The 18034-nt window shown below is 73.2% G+C and carries 17 protein-coding genes; 12 read left to right on the top strand and 5 right to left on the bottom strand.

Annotated features, from left to right (window positions below; all coding sequences use genetic code 11):
* The first annotated feature begins 13 nt into the window (after positions 1 to 13).
* The 6 genes from GA0070619_RS19750 to GA0070619_RS19775 all read left to right on the top strand — a co-directional run bounded on the left by GA0070619_RS19750 (position 14) and on the right by GA0070619_RS19775 (position 6548).
* A complete protein-coding gene (locus GA0070619_RS19750) occupies positions 14 to 1708 on the top strand; it encodes a sensor histidine kinase (protein WP_088949436.1) in 1695 nt (564 codons plus the stop codon).
* A gap of 7 nt (positions 1709 to 1715) precedes the next feature.
* Positions 1716 to 2384 (top strand): response regulator transcription factor, encoded by a 669-nt coding sequence (locus GA0070619_RS19755; RefSeq protein WP_007072219.1) that lies wholly within the window; start codon positions 1716 to 1718, stop codon positions 2382 to 2384.
* Positions 2385 to 2572: 188 nt separating this feature from the next.
* Positions 2573 to 3382: an SAM-dependent methyltransferase gene (locus GA0070619_RS19760; RefSeq protein ID WP_088949437.1), complete on the top strand. Its 810-nt coding sequence runs from the start codon at positions 2573 to 2575 to the stop codon at positions 3380 to 3382.
* 79 nt (positions 3383 to 3461) lie between these two features.
* The gene (locus GA0070619_RS19765; RefSeq protein ID WP_231927492.1) at positions 3462 to 5120 is read left to right on the top strand and encodes a putative bifunctional diguanylate cyclase/phosphodiesterase; all 1659 of its coding nucleotides are present in this window, start codon (positions 3462 to 3464) and stop codon (positions 5118 to 5120) included.
* Positions 5121 to 5281: 161 nt separating this feature from the next.
* A complete protein-coding gene (locus GA0070619_RS19770) occupies positions 5282 to 5866 on the top strand; it encodes a TetR/AcrR family transcriptional regulator (RefSeq protein WP_088949438.1) in 585 nt (194 codons plus the stop codon).
* Positions 5867 to 5885: 19 nt separating this feature from the next.
* Entirely contained in the window at positions 5886 to 6548 is a 663-nt protein-coding gene (locus tag GA0070619_RS19775; protein ID WP_088949439.1) for a lysophospholipid acyltransferase family protein, read from the top strand.
* Between the two features lie 14 nt (positions 6549 to 6562).
* On the opposite strand, the gene GA0070619_RS19780 is transcribed toward GA0070619_RS19775, so the two are convergent.
* The 3 genes from GA0070619_RS19780 to GA0070619_RS19790 all read right to left on the bottom strand — a co-directional run bounded on the left by GA0070619_RS19780 (position 6563) and on the right by GA0070619_RS19790 (position 9264).
* Positions 6563 to 7687: a glycosyltransferase family 4 protein gene (locus tag GA0070619_RS19780; RefSeq protein WP_088949440.1), complete on the bottom strand. Its 1125-nt coding sequence runs from the start codon at positions 7685 to 7687 to the stop codon at positions 6563 to 6565.
* Positions 7684 to 8943, bottom strand: a complete 1260-nt coding sequence (locus GA0070619_RS19785; RefSeq protein ID WP_088949441.1) for a M48 family metallopeptidase — start codon at positions 8941 to 8943, stop codon at positions 7684 to 7686. Before GA0070619_RS19785 ends, GA0070619_RS19780 begins: the two co-directional genes overlap by 4 nt.
* 102 nt (positions 8944 to 9045) lie before the next feature.
* Positions 9046 to 9264, bottom strand: coding sequence for a hypothetical protein (locus tag GA0070619_RS19790; RefSeq protein ID WP_088949442.1), 219 nt, complete (start codon positions 9262 to 9264; stop codon positions 9046 to 9048).
* Positions 9265 to 9519: 255 nt separating this feature from the next.
* On the opposite strand from GA0070619_RS19790, the gene GA0070619_RS19795 reads away from it, so the two are divergent.
* Positions 9520 to 10020, top strand: coding sequence for a hypothetical protein (locus GA0070619_RS19795; protein WP_088949443.1), 501 nt, complete (start codon positions 9520 to 9522; stop codon positions 10018 to 10020).
* On the opposite strand, the gene GA0070619_RS19800 is transcribed toward GA0070619_RS19795, so the two are convergent.
* Together GA0070619_RS19800 and GA0070619_RS19805 are read right to left on the bottom strand one after the other, a co-directional pair.
* The gene (locus GA0070619_RS19800; RefSeq protein ID WP_088949444.1) at positions 10006 to 10773 is read right to left on the bottom strand and encodes a DinB family protein; all 768 of its coding nucleotides are present in this window, start codon (positions 10771 to 10773) and stop codon (positions 10006 to 10008) included. The genes GA0070619_RS19795 and GA0070619_RS19800 overlap by 15 nt on opposite strands.
* Positions 10774 to 10868: 95 nt before the next feature.
* Positions 10869 to 12203, bottom strand: a complete 1335-nt coding sequence (locus GA0070619_RS19805) for an NYN domain-containing protein (protein ID WP_412769098.1) — start codon at positions 12201 to 12203, stop codon at positions 10869 to 10871.
* 304 nt (positions 12204 to 12507) lie between these two features.
* Here GA0070619_RS19805 and GA0070619_RS19810 point away from each other — a divergent pair, with 304 nt between their 5' ends.
* The 5 genes from GA0070619_RS19810 to GA0070619_RS19830 all read left to right on the top strand — a co-directional run bounded on the left by GA0070619_RS19810 (position 12508) and on the right by GA0070619_RS19830 (position 18013).
* Complete coding sequence (locus GA0070619_RS19810; RefSeq protein ID WP_088949446.1) at positions 12508 to 14262, top strand: DEDD exonuclease domain-containing protein; 1755 nt, start codon at positions 12508 to 12510, stop codon at positions 14260 to 14262.
* A gap of 128 nt (positions 14263 to 14390) precedes the next feature.
* Positions 14391 to 16184: a RelA/SpoT family protein gene (locus GA0070619_RS19815; protein WP_088951918.1), complete on the top strand. Its 1794-nt coding sequence runs from the start codon at positions 14391 to 14393 to the stop codon at positions 16182 to 16184.
* A 53-nt stretch (positions 16185 to 16237) separates the two neighbouring features.
* Positions 16238 to 16780 (top strand): NUDIX hydrolase, encoded by a 543-nt coding sequence (locus GA0070619_RS19820; RefSeq protein ID WP_088949447.1) that lies wholly within the window; start codon positions 16238 to 16240, stop codon positions 16778 to 16780.
* Complete coding sequence (locus GA0070619_RS19825) at positions 16777 to 17646, top strand: sugar phosphate nucleotidyltransferase (protein ID WP_088949448.1); 870 nt, start codon at positions 16777 to 16779, stop codon at positions 17644 to 17646. The genes GA0070619_RS19820 and GA0070619_RS19825 overlap by 4 nt, the downstream gene beginning before the upstream one ends.
* A 79-nt stretch (positions 17647 to 17725) precedes the next feature.
* Positions 17726 to 18013, top strand: a complete 288-nt coding sequence (locus GA0070619_RS19830; RefSeq protein WP_088949449.1) for an Lrp/AsnC family transcriptional regulator — start codon at positions 17726 to 17728, stop codon at positions 18011 to 18013.
* The last annotated feature ends 21 nt before the right edge of the window (positions 18014 to 18034 follow it).

Raw genomic sequence — 18034 nt, forward strand, 5'->3', positions numbered from 1 at the left:
TACCATCCGTCACGTGCCCGCATCCACAGCAACCGCACCGCACCCGCATCCCCTCGCCGCGGCCGCCCGCCTGGTGATGCTGGCGCTGATCGCCGTCCTGACCCTTTTCGCCACCCGTGACGTCGGCCAGCTGTGGTGGATCGCGTTGCTGGCGGTGGCCGGGCTGCCGTCCCTGCTGGCCCCGCAACACCGGCTGATCGCGCCGGTGAGCCGGGTGGCGGAGGTGGTGGTGCTGGGCCTCGCCGCGAGTCACGTGGCGGCGGTCGCGTCGATCGGCGGCACCGTCGGCGGCCTCGGCGCCTCGGCGGTGCTGCCCTACCTGGCGGTCCCGGTGACCGTCACCGCGCTGCGCCGCCGCTTCTCCGAGGGCACCGCCCTGCTCGCGGTCACCGCCGCCACCCTGCTGGTCAGCGGCGCGCTGACCCAGGTCGACGGAGGGCCCCAGCTCGGCCAGCTCGGATACCTCGCGGTCTGCGCGCAGTGGCTCATCCTGGCGGCGCTGGGGCTCTACGCCGCCGGCACCCTGCACCGGGTGATGGCCGTCCGCAACGAGGGCAAACCCCAGCCGTACGCCGAGGCCACCCGACTGCTCACCCAGCTGCGGACGGTCGCCCGGCAGCTGCCCGGGGCCACCCTGGATCCGGGCGGCATCTCCGAGCACCTGCTGGAGGAGTTGCGCACGGTGGCCCAGGCCGACCGGGGCGCGGTGCTGTCGGCCAGTGGCGGGGGCCGGCTCGTGGTGCTCGCCCAGGCCGGCGTCGACCGGGTGGACTGGGAGACGACACTCGACGCGGACTCGGCCATCGCCGACGCCTGGGCCAGCCAGCAGGCCACGACGGCCGCGCGCTCGCAGTCCCGCTCACACCGTGGCGGCGACGTGTCCGCGCTGATCGTTCCGCTGGTCGCCGGGGTACGCACGGTGGGGCTGGTGGTGCTGGAGGCGGACGCCGCGCACGCGTACCCGCCGCCGGTGGTGTCGCGGGTGACAGCGCTGACCCGCCCGGCCGCGCTGCGGCTGGAGGCGGCGCTGCTCTTCGACGAGGTGCGTTCGCTCGCCACCAACGAGGAGCGGCAGCGGCTGGCCCGGGAGATCCACGACGGGGTGGCGCAGGAGCTGGTGATGGTCGGCTACGGCATCGACAACGCCCTGGCCACCGTCTTCGACGACGCCGACGAGACCGCCGAGGCCCTGCGTACGCTGCGCGCCGAGGTGACCCGGGTGATCCAGGAGCTGCGGCTGAGCCTCTTCGAGCTGCGCAGCGAGGTGGACCGGCAGGGCGGGCTGGCCGCGGCGATCGCCGAGTACGCGCGCACCGTCGGCGCGTCCGGAGGGTTGCGGGTGCACCTCTCGCTGGACGAGTCCACCGCGCGACTGCCGGCCGCCACCGAGGCCGAGTTGCTGCGCATCGCCCAGGAGGCGGTGACCAACGCCCGCAAGCACGCCGGAGCCTCGAATCTGTGGGTCACGTGTGAGGTCGACCCGCCGTATGCACAAATAGAAGTGTCGGATGACGGTCAGGGGATGGCTGACCAGCGCCCCGACGGACGGTACGGTCTTGCGATCATGGCCGAGAGGGCGGAACGTATCCGGGGCCGGTTGGAGATCAGGCCGCGGCAACCCAGCGGCACGACCGTGGCGGTGGTTCTCGGCACCTCGGCCCGGCGCGACAAAGTGCGCGACAGCGCAGCACCATCAGAAGGGGAGTAACCCGAGGATGACCACAAGTCCGACACCGGCCACCCGCACCAAGGTCCTCCTTGTCGACGATCATGACCTGATTCGCAAGGGCCTGCGGCACGCCTTCGAGCGCGACCGCCAGTTCGAGGTCGTCGGTGAGGCGGCCACGGCGGCGGAGGGCGTACGCCAGGCCGGCGCCCTGCAGCCGGACGTGGTGATCATGGATCTGCGGCTGCCCGACGGCAGCGGCCTGGAGGCCACCCGCGCTCTGCGTAAGTCCAGCGCGTCGATGGGCATCGTGGTGCTGACCATGTACGCCGGCGACGACCAGCTCTTCGGCGCCCTGGAGGCCGGGGCGAGCGCCTTCGTGCCGAAGACCGCCCCGGCCGACGAGGTGGTGGCCGCCGCACGGCACGCCGCCTCCTCCCCCAGCGCGTTCACCGCCGCCGACCTGGCTGAGGCCATGAAGCGTCGGCTCGCCCCGTCCGGCCCGCAGTTGTCACCGCGGGAGGGGCAGGTGCTGCGGCTGCTCGCCGACGGAATGAGCGTGGCGGGCATCGCGAAGCAGCTGTTCGTCAGCGAGTCCACGGCCAAGACGCACATTTCCAAGCTCTACGAGAAGCTCGGCGCGGCCAACCGGGCTCAGGCCCTGATGACCGCACTCCGGCTCGGCCTGCTCGAGGCACCGGACGCTCCCAAGTTCTGACCTGTCCCCGCTCGTCGAGCGGGACGTCGCGACCGACGGTCCGCGCCAGCTTCGGCCAGGCGCGGACCGTCGCGTATCGACCGACGTCGGCGGGCAACCTCCGGCGCGCTATGGTCTGGCGTGCGTGGCGGGTGCACAATACCCGCGCGGGCGACGACGCTCGCGTCGCGGATTCGAGGGGTTGACGCATGCAGCGGCCGGACTGGGCACCCGACACCATCGACATCGAGCGCCCGAGCGTCGCGCGGATGTACGACTACTACCTCGGCGGCTCCCACAACTTCGCCGCTGACCGAGCCGCGGCGCAGGCGATGGTCGCGGCGGTGCCGGAGGCGCCGCTGATGGCCCAGGCCAACCGGGCGTTCCTGCGCCGGGCCGTGCACCACCTCGCCGAGGCGGGGATCCGGCAGTTCCTGGACATCGGCTCGGGCATCCCGACCGTCGGCAACGTGCACGAGATCGCCCAGCGGCTCGACCCGCAGTCACGCGTGGTCTATGTGGACGTCGACCCGGTGGCCGTGGCGCACAGCCGCGAGATCCTCGCCGGCAACGAGCGGGCCGTGGTCGTCCAGGAGGACCTGCGGCGCCCGGAGGCGATCCTGGCCCACCCCGACGTCCGCAAGCTGCTCGACCTGAGCCAGCCGGTCGCCGTGATGGTGGTGGCCGTCCTGCACTTCGTCTCCGACGACGACCGACCGGCGGAGCTGCTGCGGACGCTGCGCGACGCGTTGGCCCCCGGCAGCTACCTCGTGCTGTCGCAGGCCAGCGACGACGGGCGCAGCGACGACGAACGCGCCGAGGCCGAGCGGGTCTACCGGCGTACCGACAACCCGCTGTGGGTGCGCAGCCGCGCCGAGTTGACCGAGTTGTTCGACGGGTTCGAGCTGCTCGACCCCGGCGTGGTCTGGGTGCCCGAGTGGCGACCGGACACCCCGGAGAGCGCGGAGGACGCCGAGCGCGCGGTCTTCATGGGCGGCGTCGGGCGACTCGGTGACTGAGCTGCCCGAGGTGGCCACCCACCCGGGCACGTTCGCGCGCGCCTGGGCCAAAGCGGTCTCCGGCACCAGCTACCTGCCGATGACCCAGGCCCAGCTGGAAACCCTGCTACACCGGCTCACCGGGCAACTGGCCGGCGCGTTGCTCACCGAGCCGTTCGACCTGCGTGCCGGGCACCGGGTCGGCGCCGAGCTGGTCGCCGCACACATCGCCTCCGCGGAGGGCCTCGGTCGTACCGTCGAGGTCATCCAGCTCCGCCTTGTGCGCGACCTGGGGTTGGTGGCCGAGGACGTCGAGGATCGGATGGCCCGGCTGCTCGCGGCGGTGGCGACCGGCTACGCCCGCGCGTTGCGGGACCGGACGCTCGACGAGCAGGAGTCGATCCGCCGGGCCGCGATGAGGGCCCGCACCCAGGCCGAGCGGGCGCTGCGGGCCAGCGAGGCCCGGTTCCGGCATCAGGCCACCCACGACCCCCTCACCGGCCTGCCCAACCGGACGCTGTTCACCGAGCGGCTCACCGCCGCGCTGAACGAGCCGGGCCGGGGCGCGGAGCGGGTCGGGGTGTGCTTCCTGGACCTGGACCGCTTCAAGGTCGTGAACGACACCCTGGGGCACCAGGTTGGCGACCATCTGCTGGTCACCGTGGCCGAGCGGTTGTGCAAGGCCATGGGTGAGCACCTGCTGGCCCGCCTGGGCGGGGACGAGTTCGTCATCCTGGTGGAGCGCAGCGGCGGCACCGACGACATGCTGGAGGTGGCCGAGACCGCCCTGGCCGCGGTGCGGGCACCGGCGCTGGTCGACGGGCACGAGCTGCAGATCTCGGCGAGCATCGGCATCGTCGAGCGCCAGGTGGCCGGTGCCAACCCCAGCGACCTGATGCGGGCCGCCGACAGCACGCTGCACTGGGCGAAGGCCGCTGGCGGGGCCCGCTGGGCTCTCTACGACGCCGAGCGCAACCAACGTGAACTGGCCCGGTACGCGCTCTCCGCCGCCATCCCGGCCGCCCTGGAACGCGGCGAGTTCTACCTCGACTACCAGCCGCTGACCTCACTGCGCGACGGCAGCCTGGTCGGCGTCGAGGCGCTGGTCCGTTGGCGGCACCCGGAGCTGGGTGTGCTTCGACCGGACAGCTTCATCGGGTTGGCCGAGGAGACCGGCCTGATCGTGCAGCTGGGTGGGTGGGTGCTGGCCGAGGCGTGCCGCGAGGCGGAGGCCTGGTCGGCCGGTAGCGCCGCCGCACCGTTCGTCAGCGTCAACCTGGCGGTACGCCAGGTGCACCGGCCCGGGCTGGTGCAGGAGGTCCGCGCGTTGCTGCGGCAGACCGGCCTACCGCCGGAGCGGCTGCAACTGGAGATCACCGAGAGCACGATGATGAGCACCGCCGAGGAGCCGGTACGCGCCCTGCGGGTCCTGGCCGACCTCGGAGTGCGGATCGCCATCGACGACTTCGGCACCGGCTACAGCAACCTGGCGTACCTGCGGGACCTGCCGGTGACCGAACTGAAGGTGGCCGGGGAGTTCGTGGCCGGCCTGCGGTCGCCGTCGGTCGGCCGCACCGACGAGCGGATCCTCGCCTCGCTGGTCTCGCTGGCGCACGCGCTGGACCTGACCGTCACTGCCGAGGGCGTGGAAACCGCCGGGCAGGCTGAGCGACTGCGGGCGATCGGCTGCGACGCCGCCCAGGGCTGGCACTTCGGCCGCCCGGCCCCCGCCGATCGCATCCTGGCCCGCATCCGCTGACCTCGGGCCGCGGCGGCCGGGCATGATCCACTCGTCTTCCATGATGGCGGGGTATCCCTGGCATCAGGACACCCCGACTTTTTGAAACCGGAGTGGATCACGTGAGGGAGTGATCGAGGATCCGAGTAGACAGCGTCTACGGTTGCTGGTAGACACTGTCTATGGACGGGGACGAGAAGGGGCTACGGGCGCGGCTGGTCGCCGTCGGGGTGGACCTGGTGCTCAGCGAGGGCCAGTCGGCCGTGTCACTGCGGGAGATCGCCCGCCGCGCCGGGGTTTCACACGGCGCCCCGCGCCGCTACTTCCCCACCCACGTCGACCTGCTCTCCGCCATCGCCCGGGAGGGCTTCGCCGACCTCACCGCCCGCGTCGAGGAGACGATGCGCGACGTCGACCCGGACCCGCGTACCCGATTGACCGCGCTGGCCCGGACGTACCTGGACTTCGCGGCGGCCCATCGCGGCATGTTCGAGCTGATGTTCCGTCACGACCTGCTGGACAGCGGCCGGCTGCGGCTGCGCGAGACGAGCCTGCCGCTGTTCGACGTGCTCGCCGACCTGGTGGCCCAGGTACGCCGGCCGACTGACGCCCCTGCCCCGGTGCTCGCCGGCGCGCTCTGGGCCAACCTGCACGGCATCGCCCAGCTCTGGGCCTGGGGCAGCCTGCCGCTGGCCACCGGCGCCACCGAGGACGACACCCTGCTGCGCGCCGCGCTCGACGCCCATCTCGGCCCGAACCCCACCTGAACCCGAACCCGGAGAACACGTGCCCCTGCTGTACGACCTCACCAAGCTGACCGTCGGCACCACGCTGCGGCTGGGCTGGCGGCCCCGCGTGGAAGGGCTGGAGCATCTGCCCCGGCACGGCGGCGCGATCCTCGCCGGCAACCACCTGTCCGTCGCCGACGAGTTGTTCCTCGTCACCGCGGCGCCCCGACACGTGACCTTCTGGGCCAAGGCCGAGTACTTCACCGGCCGAGGTCCGGGCGGCTGGCTCAACCGGCGCATCGTCGCCGGCATGGGTGCCATCCGGGTCGACCGCGCCGACGGCCGAGCCGCCCTGCGCGCCCTCGACGCCGCCGTACCGGTGCTGCGCGCCGGCGGCCTGGTCGCCGTCTACCCGGAGGGCACCCGCTCGCCGGACGGACGGCTCTACCGGGGCCGCGTCGGGATGACCCGCCTGGCCCGCGACGCCGAGGTGCCGATCATCCCGGTCGGCGTCACCGGCACCGCCGAGGTGCTGCCGGTCGACGCGCGGCTGCCCCGCCGGCACCCCGTCACCCTGCGGTTCGGCCCGCCGATCCCGGTCGCCGAACGGATCAACGGCCCACGCGACATCCGGACGGTCACCGACGAGGTCATGGCGGCGATCCAGAAGCTCACCGGCCAGGAGTACGTGCCTCGCTACGCACCGACCCGGGAGAGCTGAGCACGGCGCTGCGGTCAGCCGGCGAGCAACGCCGCCATCCGGTCCGCCTGCGCCTCCCAGCGCCACTCCCGCTCCACCCACGCCCGGCCGGCAGCACCCAACTGGCGAGCCAGGTCCCGGTCGGCGAGAAGCCGGGCGACCCGGTCGGCGAGCTGCGCGACGTCCCGACCGCGGACGACGTAGCCGGTCTCCCCCTCACGGACCGCATCCGGTGCGCCCCCGGAGTCACCGGCCACCACCGGCAGGCCGGTCGCGGAGGCCTCCAGGTAGACGATGCCCAACCCCTCCACGTCGAGACCGCGGTTGCGGGTGCGGCAGGGCATCGCGTAGACGTCGCCCGCCGCGTAGTGCGCCGGCAACTCGGCCGACGGCACCGAGCCGGTGAACACGACGTCCCGTTCCACACCGATCTGCCGGGCCAGCTTCTCCAGGGTGGCCCGGTACGGCCCGCCGCCGACGATCAGCAGCGCCGCCTCGGGCACCCGGCGACGGATCTCCGGCAGTGCCCGGATCAGCATGTCCTGACCCTTGCGCGGCACCAGCCGGGACACGCAGACCACCACCGGCCGGTCGGTCAGCCCGAGCCGGGCCCGGACCTGCTCACCGTCCACTGTCGGGTGGTAGGTGTCCACGTCGACCCCGGGCGCCAAGCGGCGGAGCTCGGTCACCCCGTCCAGCACACGGGCCAACCGGCTGCGGGTGTACTCGCCGAGGTAGGTGGTGACGTCGACGCCCCGGCCGATGCGCCGCAGCGCCGGCCGGGCCGCCGGCAGCGCCGCCCAACCGACCTCGTGGCCGTGGGTCTGCGCCACCACCCGGCGTACGCCGGCCCGCCGCCGCAGACCGGCGGCGAGCAACCCCAACGGCGCCGCCGCCCCGAACCACACCGTGTCGCAGTCGTACGCGCGAGCCAGCCGCGCCGCCCTGCGGGCGATCAACGGGGTGGGCAACAGCACCCGGGTGCGCTCCCGGATCACCTCGAACGGCTGGTCGGCGTCGAACTTCGCGGCACCGCGCCAGCTCGACGCGTACACGACCACCGAGCCGGCCGGTTGACGCACCGCGAGGTTGTGCACGAAGGACTGGATCCCGCCCGGGCGGGGCGGGAAGTCGTTGGTGATCAGCAGTGTGCGGCTCATCGGCCAGACTCCCGGGCGTACGCGCGGGCGGCGGCGATCCGCTCCACGGTGGACGGATGCGAGGCCGAGTAGAGGTATTCCCAGCGCGGCGGATCGGGGTCGCCGAGGTTGACCGAGCCGAGCCGGCGCTGCATCGACTCGAAGGCCTCCGGGTCGCGGGTGAGCGCGAGCGCATGGGCGTCGGCTCGTGCCTCCACCCGCCGCGACATCAGTGCCTGGACCGGCGCGGCGACCAGCCCGGCCACCGTGACGAGGGCCAGCAGCAGCGGGAACGCGCTCGGTTGGGCGACCGAGTCGACACCGGCCAGCCGTAGCAGCGGCCCCCACGAGCCGAGCAGGTAGAGCGCCACCACCGCGGCGGCGGCACCCAACGCCCCGGTCAGCGTGCCGGCCGCCACGTCGGAGTCCTTGGCGTGCCCCAACTCGTGCGCCACCACGGCGGTCACCTCGGCCGGGGTCGCCTCGGTCAGCAACGTGTCGTAGACGACGACCCGCCGCGTCGGGCCGAGACCGGAGACGTACGCGTTGACCGCCTTGGTGCGCCGGGAGGCGTCGGCGACCAGCACGTCGCGCACCGGCACCCCGTCGCGGGCCGCCATGCTCATCAGCTCGGTGCGCAACTGGCCCTGCTCCATCGGGGTGAACCGGTTGAACACCGGCTCGACCAGCACCGGCAGCACGAACGACAGCAGCACCACCAGCAGCGCCGCACCACCCGCGCCGAACGCCCACCACCAGCGCGGCGCGAGCCGGATGACCGCGTAGAAGCCGAACAGCGCCACCGCGCCGATCACCGCGCTGACCGCGTACGACTTGAGCAGGTCGACCGCCCAGCCGCTCCAACCGTTGGTGCTCAACCCGTAGCGGGTGAGCACGCTCTGACGCCAGGCGGCGAACGGGAGCGTGACGAGGTCGGCGACGAGGACCACGGCCAGCCCACCGAGCACGGCCTGCGCGGCCCAGTGCCCGCCGAAGGGCCGAGCCACCAGCTCGATCAGACGGCTGCCCAGCGGGGTGAGCCCGAGCGCCAGGGCGACCAACAGCCCGACGGCGAGCGCGGTGTAGCCGCCGGGGCGCAGCGCGGCCCGGAACTCCCGCCCCTTGGCCACCTGCTCCGCCGGCAGGTCGCCCAGCGCGGCGAGCTGGTCGGCGCGGGGTGCCGGAGGTCGGTGCCACGGAATGAGCAGCGCGGCGAGCACGACCAACGCGACGGTCAAGCCGGCCAGGGTCAGCAACGCCCACCCGCGCGGGGTCACCGCGTCACCACCCGTCGTACCCCGCTCATCGCGCCGCTCCTCCCGCCGTGACCGCTCATCCTATGGCCCGCGGAAAGCGCGCTCCCGGGCGCGGTCTCGCGCTCAGGCGACCCGGCGGGTGGCGCGGCGGTGAGCGGTCCCGGGCCGCGCGGGCGCGGCCAGCACCTCCACGTCGAAGCCGGCTCGGGCGAGCACCTCGATGGCCTCGACCTCGGCGGCGACCAGCCCGGCCGCCGGGGACGTCTCGTCGAACAGGGCGGTCAGCGGGCAGCCGGAGCAGCCGTCGGCCCGCTTCGCGCACCCGTCGCAGTCGATGAGCATCACACCTCCTGATCGGCTCGCGGCGCAGGGCCGGCGCCCTGTCGTCGCCGACCGAGCACCGTCGGTCACATCGACGCTAACCACCGGGTACGACAGAAACCAGTTCCGACCGACCGTTTGGGGTGAGATCGACTCCAGCTCCGCGAAACCGGGCCATCCCGACCCGCCGGAACACCCGACATCAGGAAACTCGTGTCGATCGCCCGACGGGAGGGACATCGTTTGGCCGACCGGCCACTCGGGCACAGGACAGTGGTGACCAGCCTCGATGCCTCGCCCGTCGTGGAGTTCCACTACTCGTCGCGCCGACATCGCATCGCCAAGCTCCTCGCTGTGCTGGGCGCCGCTGCCCTCGTCGCCGTGTACGCGGCGCTGTTCGATGAGCCGTGGTGGCAGGTGCTGCTGCGGTTCGGCGCGATCGGCGTCGGCCTCGCGTTGACCACCGCCTGGCAGCTGCGCCGTCAGCCTCGGCTGCCGCTGCGGTTGACCGACGAAGCGCTGGAACTGACCGGTCCGCACGGCAGCAAGCTCCGCATCGACTGGGCCAACCTGGCGCGCGCTCAGGTCCGTGGCCGCCTGGAACCGCGACTGGTGGTCACGCCACTCGATCCGCAGCAGACCCGGCCGCCGATGCGGCCCGGCCAGTGGTCGACCCCCGGACGCGGCCCGTACGAGTTGGTCGCCCGGCTCGCCTGGATGACGCCCGGCCCTGACGTGCTGCGCCGTGAGCTGGCCCGGCGGCTACCGACCACCTGACCCGGTGGCCGGGCGGGACTGCGCTTTCGCCGCCTCGCCCTGCGCGTCGAGGTCACGCAGGGCGAAGCGGAGGTGCTGCCACTCCTCGTCGAAGATCACGTGAAGGCAGTGCAGGACGGACACCTGCTGCTCGGGCCACCAGGCGGCCGGCCGGGTCTCGGCGAGCAGGTCCGGCGTGACGGCCGCGAGAAAGTCGCGCACCATCGCCTGCCGCTCGGCCCGCAGCTCCAGGGTCGCGGCGAACGTCGGTTGCTCGGCGGCGAAGATCGACATGTCGAAGCCCGCGGCATCGTACTCAGCATCTGGCTGCCCGAGCGGGTGGAAGGGCTGCGGCAGGCGCAGGATCGCCTTGCCCAACCAGGTGTCGGCGGCGAACGCGAGATGGCGCAGCGTCTGCGCGAACGACCACTCCCCGTCGATCGAGACGTCGACCGCACCCTCGGGCATGGACAGCGCCCGGTCGACCGCCGCCGCCCAGGCCCGTTCGAGTGCCGCCCACGCCACGCGCAGGCCGTCCGGATCCTTGGCCTGCCGGAGATCGCGCCCGGGGAACCCCCGGTTGAGCTCGGCCTCGACCAGCGGCGCGACATCGACGCCGTTGACCAGGAGCGTGCCCTCGGCCAACCAGGGCGCGTCGATGTCCAGAGCATTCACATCGACGCCGCGCATCACCGCACCGGCCAGCGTCGACCGGCTGAACCGGGCACCCCGCAGGTCACTGTCGACGAAGACCCTGACGTTGTCCTGGGTCATGGCGAATCCCCTCCCGTCGGCGACAGCAACGACGCTAACGCTCGGGTACGACAGCCGGGCTGGCGACGACACGGTGCGGCGGGGCCACGCGTCTCTCAGGAGCGGGCGAGCCGCCGCAGCAGCGAGTCGGCGCCCAGCGGGTAGGCGCCGTGCCGGCGTACCCCGTCGGCGACCTCGCGGTCGGAGGAGACCACCACCACGGGGCGACCCGCCGGCTCGGCACGGACCAGCCGCCGGATCAGCTCGTCGGCGGTCTCGCCCTTGCGGGAGAAGAGCACCCGGACGCCGCGCGGCGCGGGCGGCAACCCGTGCATCCGCTCGGCGCCGTCGAAGACGACGGTGATCTCGTCGCCGGTCTGCGCGGCGATCCCGCCGAGCCCGGTGATGAGACGTTTGCGCTGCTGCTCCAGGGACATGTCACCGAAGCCGCGCTTGGTGACGTTGTAGCCGTCCACCACGAGGTGCGCCCGGGGCAGGGCGAGAAGCTGGTCGAGCCGGGCCGGGTCGTCGGTGTCGCGGGCGCGTGCGGCGGGGCTGGCCGGGGCGGTGCCCGGTTGCTCGGCGAACGCGTCGGCCACGAAGTCGGCGGGGAGTTTGTCCACCGGGTCGAGGGCCAGCTCCCGGCGTAGGCCGACGGCGGCCTGACCGATGGTCTCCAGCAGCAGCCAGAGGCGGGCGTCGTCGACCGAGCGGGACTCCTTGGCGCTCGCGCGGGCCACTCCGGCGGCGGCCTCCGCCTCGGCCAGCCGGGCCCGGGCGCGGCGCAGCTCGGCGTCCACGTCGGCGCTGGCCCGCGCGGCCCTGCCGCGTTCGGTGGCCAGCAGTTCGGTGGCCTTGCGCTCGCGGGCCTGGGTCTCCCGCAGGGTACGGGCGACCTGCCGGGACTCTTCGCGGAGCTGACCCAGCTCCTCACGGACGCGGGCCAGCTCGTCGCGCAGCTTCTCCGCCTCGACCCGGGCCACCGCCCGGTCGTGCTCGGCGCGGGTGGCCCGTTGCTCGGCCTCCCGGACCAGCTCGGCGACGACAGCGCTGTCCGCCTCGGCGCGAACGGCGGCGCCGCTGGCGTCGATCAGCTCCCGCCAGCCGCGCGGCCTGGCCAGGTAGGCCAGCGCGGCGACCTCGACCGGGTCGGCGGCGGCGGGCGCGGTGCCCTCGACGACGGCGGCCCCGAGGTCACCGGCGTCGGCCAGGACGCGGGCGGTGACCCGCTGCCGGAACAGCGGGTCGGCGGTGAGCTGGGCGGCGATGACCGGCGCGCCGAGCCGGGCCCGCCGGTTGGGGGCGAACTTGGCCACCCGGCGCAGCGGCACGGGCACCTCGTCGGCGGGCAGCGTGGGCAGGACGGCGGCGGTCAGCGTGACGATCCGCTGCCGGACCGGTTCGGGCAGGGTCGGCTCCGGCTCCGGCAGGGCCGGCTCCGGCTCGGACACGGCCGACTCCGACTCGGCCGACTCCGACTCGGTGCCCGGGCCATCGCCTGCCGCCGTGGGGTCGGATGCCCCGGATGTCTCGCTGACTACGTTGTCGTCCGGGTTGCTGACGGCCCCGTCGAGCGCGACCAGATCCTCCTGTGGGAGGTGGTCGTCGTGCGGCTCGGCGAGGGGCATGTGGCAAGTCTCCCACCGCGACCGGGCCCACCGCCCGGTGAGTGAGCCGATCTCTCATCCTAGCCCCATGGTGACTGGTGGGACGGCTGCGACGGGAGTGTCGGACCGAGGCGCTAGCGTGCCGCCGATGGCACAGGCGGAGTACGTCCAGGAGTCGCTGGCCGGTCTCGACCCGGCGGTGGGCGGGGTGGACCCGGCGCTGCCGCTCTACGCGACCACCTTCGTGGTGGTCGACCTGGAGACGACCGGCGGCGCGCCGGACGGCGGCGGCATCACCGAGATCGGCGCGGTCAAGGTGCGCGGTGGTGAGCAGTTGGGTGTGCTCGCCACCCTGGTCAACCCGGGGCAGCCGATCCCGCCCTTCATCACCGTGCTCACCGGCATCACCCAGGCGATGCTGCTGCCGGCGCCGCCGATCGAGCAGGTGCTGCCGAGCTTCCTGGAGTTCATCGCCGACGCGGTGCTGGTGGCCCACAACGCCCCGTACGACGTGGGCTTCCTCAAGGCCGCCTGCGCGAAGCACGGCTACCGCTGGCCCAATCCCCGCGTGCTGGACACGGCGGCGCTCGCCCGCCGGGTGCTGACCCGCGACGAGGTGCCCAACCGCAAGCTCGGCACCCTGGCCGCCTACTTCCGCACCACCACCCAGCCCACCCACCGGGCGCTCGACGACGCGAAGGCGACAGTCGACGTGCTGCACGGGCTGATCGGTCGGCTCGGCGGGCACCGGGTGGACACGGTCGGCGACGCCATCGAGTTCGCCCGGGCGGTCACGCCGACCCAGCGCCGCAAACGGCACCTGGCCGAGGGGTTGCCCAAGGTCCCCGGGGTCTACATCTTCCGGGCCGCCGACAACCGCCCGCTCTACGTGGGCACCTCCGTCGACATCGCCACCCGGGTGCGCAGCTACTTCACCGCCGGGGAGAAGCGCGCCCGGATCTCCGAGATGTTGGCGGCGGCCGAGCGGGTCGAGGCGGTGGAGTGCGCCCACTCGCTGGAGGCGGAGGTCCGCGAGCTGCGGTTGATCGCCGCGCACGCCCCGCCGTACAACCGACGGTCGAAATACCCGGAGCGCATGCTCTGGCTCAAGCTGACCGACGGTCCGTACCCTCGGCTGTCGATCGTGCGCGGCCTCTCCCCCACCGACACCGCGTACCTCGGGCCGTTCACCTCCCGGCGGGCCGCGGAGCTGGCCGCCGCCGGTTTCCACGACGCGGTGCCGCTGCGTCAGTGCACGCACCGGCTCTCGCTGCGCACCATCACGCCGGCCTGCGCGCTGGCCGAGCTGGGTCGCTGCCCGGCACCCTGCGAGCACAAGATCACCCCCGAGGAGTACGACCACCAGGCCGCCGAGCCCTTCCGCACCGCCACTGCCAGCGACCCGCAGCCGGTGGTGGACGCGCTGCTCGCCCGGATCGACGTGCTCTCCCGCGACCAGCGCTACGAGGAAGCTGCGGTAATGCGGTCCCGGCTGGCTGCGGTGCTGCGGGCCACAGTGCGGATGCAGCGGCTGGCCGCGCTGACCGGCATCGTCGAGCTGGCCGCGGCACGGCCGGCCGCCCGGGGCGGTTGGGAGTTGGCGCTGGTGCGGCACGGCCGGCTGGCCGGGGCGGGGGTGTCCCCGCCGGGTGTGCACCCACGGCCCACCCTGACCACCATCCGGGCGACCGCCGAGACGGTCTCGGGCGGGCACGGCCCGGTGCCGGCGGCCACCGCCGAGGAGTCCGAGCGAATTCTGTCCTGGTTGGAACGACCGGAGACCCGGCTGGTGGAGATGTCCTCCGGTTGGTCCTCCCCGGCCGGTGGTGCGGGGCGGTTCCGTGACCTGCTGGCGAAGGCCGAGAACGGCGCGTCCCATCAACTCTCGACCGAACGCTCATGACCAACTGACCGATCGGACTACGTCGACTCGCTTAGGCTGTTAGAGAAGTGCAGTCCTGCCCGATTCGTGGGCCTGCTCCCCGCCGCCGGCTTTCGGCGATGCGGAGCCGGGGTGAGGAGGTGTCCCTCGTGGACGTCGACGCCGGACACGGCGCCGCCCTGGGGGGCGCCCTGCCGACACAGCCGGGTGAGCTGCCGCTCGCCCGCCGGCTGCGGTCGTTGCTCAGTTGGCCGACCACCGACTCCGACCCGGTCACCCAGTTGGTGCGCACCCACCGGGGCATCCACGCCGGCACCGACCCAGCGGTGCTGCGACGGGCGTACACGATCGCGGAGAACATGCACCGCGGGCAGTTCCGCAAGAGCGGGGAACCGTACATCACCCATCCCCTCGCGGTGGCGCAGATCTGCGCCGAGCTGGGGATGGACACCACCACCCTGGTCGCGGCGCTGCTGCACGACACCGTGGAGGACACCCGCTACACCCTCCAGGCGCTCTCCGAGGATTTCGGCGGCGAGGTGGCCCACCTGGTCGACGGGGTGACCAAGTTCGACAAGGCGTTCTACGGCAAGGCCGCCGAGGCGGAGACGATCCGCAAGATGATCGTCGCGGCCGCCAAGGACGTCCGGGTGCTGATCATCAAGCTGGCCGACCGGCTGCACAACATGCGCACCCTCGGGGTGCGCTCGGCCTCCTCCCGGGAGCGGATCGCCCGCAAGACCCAGGAGGTGCTGGTCCCGCTCTGTGACCGGCTGGGCATCCAGACCCTCAAGCGCGAGCTGGACGACGTGGTGCTGCTGCACCTGGAGCCCGACGAGCACGCCCGGCTGGCCCGGCACGTGCACGACCGGCCGGGGTGGGACGCGTACCTCGACTCGGTGGTCACCCGGGCCAAGGTGGCACTCAAGCGCAGCCGGGTCGACGCCGAGGTGAGCCCTCGTCCCCGGCACCTCTACTCGATCTGGAAAGACACAATCGCCGGCGAGCACACCGCCCCGTACGATCTGCCCCGCATCGTGGTGGTGGTCGACGGCCCGGCCACCGACTGTTACGCCGCGCTGGGCGCGATCCACGGCACCTGGCGGCCGATCCCCGGCCGTTTCAAGGACTTCATCGCCTCTCCCAAGAACAACCTCTACCGCTCGCTGCACACCAGCGTCTGCGGCCCGCAGGACCGAACTGTGGAGGTGCTGATCCGCACGGAGGAGATGCACCGCTCGGCCGAGTACGGCATCGCCGCCGACTTCCGCTTCCCCCGTTCGGGGGCCAGCAGCGCCGCGGCGCGGGCCGAGCAGTTGGACTGGCTGCGCCGCGTGCTCGACTGGGAGCCGGGTGCGGCCGACCCGGCGCAGTTCCTCGAGTCGCTGCGGTGCGACCTCGCCGAGGGCCAGATCCAGGTCTTCGCCGAGGGGCGGCAGATCGTGCTCCCGGCCAGCGCGACGCCCGTCGACCTCGCGTACGAGCTGGGCAACGAGCGGGGCGACCACTGCCTCGCCGCACGGATCAACGGTCGGCTCGCCCCGCTGAGTTCGGAGCTGGACGAGGGCGACGTGGTGGAGATCTTCACCGAGAACGACGGCGACAACGGTTTCGAGGCCGGTGTCGCGCCGCGCGGCCCCCGCCGGGAGTGGCTGAGCTTCGTCAAGTCACCGCACGCGCAGATGCAGATCAACCGGTGGTTCGCCGAGCACACCGAGCCGGGCATCACGATCAGCGACAAGGTCCGGCTCGGGCGGGCCACCATCGGGCTGACCCTGCGTCAGCACAATCGTGGCCTCGCCAGCGACCTGCCACTGCTGCGCCTCTCCGAGGAGCTGGGCTATCCCGACCTGGAGACCCTGCTGGTCGCGGTCTTCGACCGGGTGATCGAACCAGACACCGTCGTACGCCAGCTCATCGACCTGGTCGACCACCGGCAGTGACCGGGCCGGCCCCGGCGCGTCCGAATGACATTCGTGACCACTAGCCTGGAGTCATGATCCCCCGCTCCCGCGCCACCGGTCGGGCCATCTTCTACCAGGCCTTCTACCGGCTGCCGCTGCCGGTGCGTCGGCGCCTGGTCCGGCTGGCCGTGCCCAAGTACATCGTCGGCGCGGTCACCCTGGTCCGCGACAGCGAGGCGACGGGCGCGGGCCGTCTGCTGATGCTGCGCCAGCCGCCCGGCCGGGGCTGGTCACTCCCCGCCGGCCTGCTGGACCGTGGCGAGCCCCCGGTGGTGGGAGCGGCCCGCGAGCTGTTCGAGGAGTCCGGCATCCGGCTCCCCCCGTCCCGGTTGCGCCCGGCGGTGCCGAACGCGATCGTGCACGCCAAGGGCTGGGTGGACATGGTCTTCGAGACGGAGGTCCCAGCGTCCACCACCGAGCTGGCGGTCGACGGCGCGGAGGTCTTCGAGGCCGCCTGGCACCCGCTGGACGACCTGCCCAAGCTGAGCTGGGCCACGGCCCGGCTGCTCGCCTACTACGACATCGGGCCGCTGGCCGGGCAGTTCCCGCCACCGGTTCCCGACAACCTGCCATGACCGGCGCGGCTGGCGTGCCGGCGGAGCTGTGCGCGGTGGTGCTCGCCGCCGGCGAGGGCATCCGGCTGCGCCCGCTCACCGAACGGGTCCCCAAGGCGCTCTGCCCGGTGGGCAACGTGCCGCTGCTGGACCTCGCGCTGGCCCGGCTGGCAGGGCTCGGCCTGACCGGTCCCGCCCGGGTCGCGGTGAACGCCTGCTACCTCGGTGACCAGGTGGTCGCCCACGTCGGCGAGCGCGCGCACCTGTCCGTCGAGCCGGGTGACCCGCTGGGCACCGCGGGCGGGGTGGCCCGTCTGCGGGACTGGATCGACGGGCGGCCGGTGCTGGTCGGCAACGCCGACGCGTACCTCGCCGATCCGGCGGCTGCGCCCGGCCCGGACGTGGCGGCCATGCTCGACGGGTGGGACGGGCACACCGTACGCCTGCTGGGCCAGCCCGCAGCGGACCCGGCGGCGCCGGGCACCTTCGCCGGGCACTGCTTCACCGGGTTCTCGCTGCTGCCCTGGCGGCTGGTCCGCGACCTGCCGGTCGTCGTCTCCGACCTGGTCCGAGCGGTGTGGCGCCCCGCCGAGGCGGCGGGCGCCCTGGAGGTGGTGCCCTTCCCGGGCACGTTCTACGACACCGGCACCCCGGCCGACTACCTGGCGGCCAACCTGCACGCCGCGGCCGGTGGCGTCCTCGTCGACCCGTCGGCCACGGTGACCGGTCACTGCGTGGAGTCGGTGGTCGGCGCGGGCGCCCGGGTCGGCGGCGACGTCCGCCGGGCAGTGGTCTGGCCGGGCGCGACAGTGCGCGACGGCGAGCGGCTGCACGACGCGATCCGGGTCGGGGACGACCTGACCGTGCCCTGCGCCGCGCACGGCTGAGGCCCGACGGCTCCCGCCTCCAGTTCCCGACCGAAACATCTAGCATGGGCGACGACGCCGACGAACGGAGAGATGTCCCGTGATCACCGCGATCGTGCTGATCGACTGCGCCACCGATGCGATTCCCGAGGTGGCGGAGACCCTGGCCAACCTCCCCGGCGTCAGCGAGGTCTACTCGGTCGCCGGGCACGTCGACCTCATCGCCATCGTCCGCGTCCGCGAGTTCGACCAGATCGCCCAGGTCATCGCGGGCAGCATCTCCAAGGTGCCGGGTGTGCTCAACACCGAGTCGCACATCGCGTTCCGGGCATACTCGCAGACCGACCTGGAAGAAGCGTTCGCGATCGGGCTGGCCAGCGCCGACTGACACCCGCACGCACGGCGGCCG

It is taken from the genome of Micromonospora zamorensis, assembly GCF_900090275.1.
Taxonomy (GTDB): domain Bacteria; phylum Actinomycetota; class Actinomycetes; order Mycobacteriales; family Micromonosporaceae; genus Micromonospora; species Micromonospora zamorensis.

Bases quoted from the DNA above. Each gene is read 5' to 3' on its own strand.
- GA0070619_RS19755 (WP_007072219.1), top strand. From the start codon at position 1,716: ATGACCACAAGTCCGACACCGGCCACCCGCACCAAGGTCCTCCTTGTC.
- GA0070619_RS19760 (WP_088949437.1), top strand. From the start codon at position 2,573: ATGCAGCGGCCGGACTGGGCACCCGACACCATCGACATCGAGCGCCCG.
- GA0070619_RS19765 (WP_231927492.1), top strand. From the start codon at position 3,462: ATGACCCAGGCCCAGCTGGAAACCCTGCTACACCGGCTCACCGGGCAA.
- GA0070619_RS19770 (WP_088949438.1), top strand. From the start codon at position 5,282: ATGGACGGGGACGAGAAGGGGCTACGGGCGCGGCTGGTCGCCGTCGGG.
- GA0070619_RS19780 (WP_088949440.1), bottom strand. From the start codon at position 7,687: ATGAGCCGCACACTGCTGATCACCAACGACTTCCCGCCCCGCCCGGGC.
- GA0070619_RS19790 (WP_088949442.1), bottom strand. From the start codon at position 9,264: ATGCTCATCGACTGCGACGGGTGCGCGAAGCGGGCCGACGGCTGCTCC.
- GA0070619_RS19800 (WP_088949444.1), bottom strand. From the start codon at position 10,773: ATGACCCAGGACAACGTCAGGGTCTTCGTCGACAGTGACCTGCGGGGT.
- GA0070619_RS19810 (WP_088949446.1), top strand. From the start codon at position 12,508: ATGGCACAGGCGGAGTACGTCCAGGAGTCGCTGGCCGGTCTCGACCCG.
- GA0070619_RS19820 (WP_088949447.1), top strand. From the start codon at position 16,238: ATGATCCCCCGCTCCCGCGCCACCGGTCGGGCCATCTTCTACCAGGCC.
- GA0070619_RS19825 (WP_088949448.1), top strand. From the start codon at position 16,777: ATGACCGGCGCGGCTGGCGTGCCGGCGGAGCTGTGCGCGGTGGTGCTC.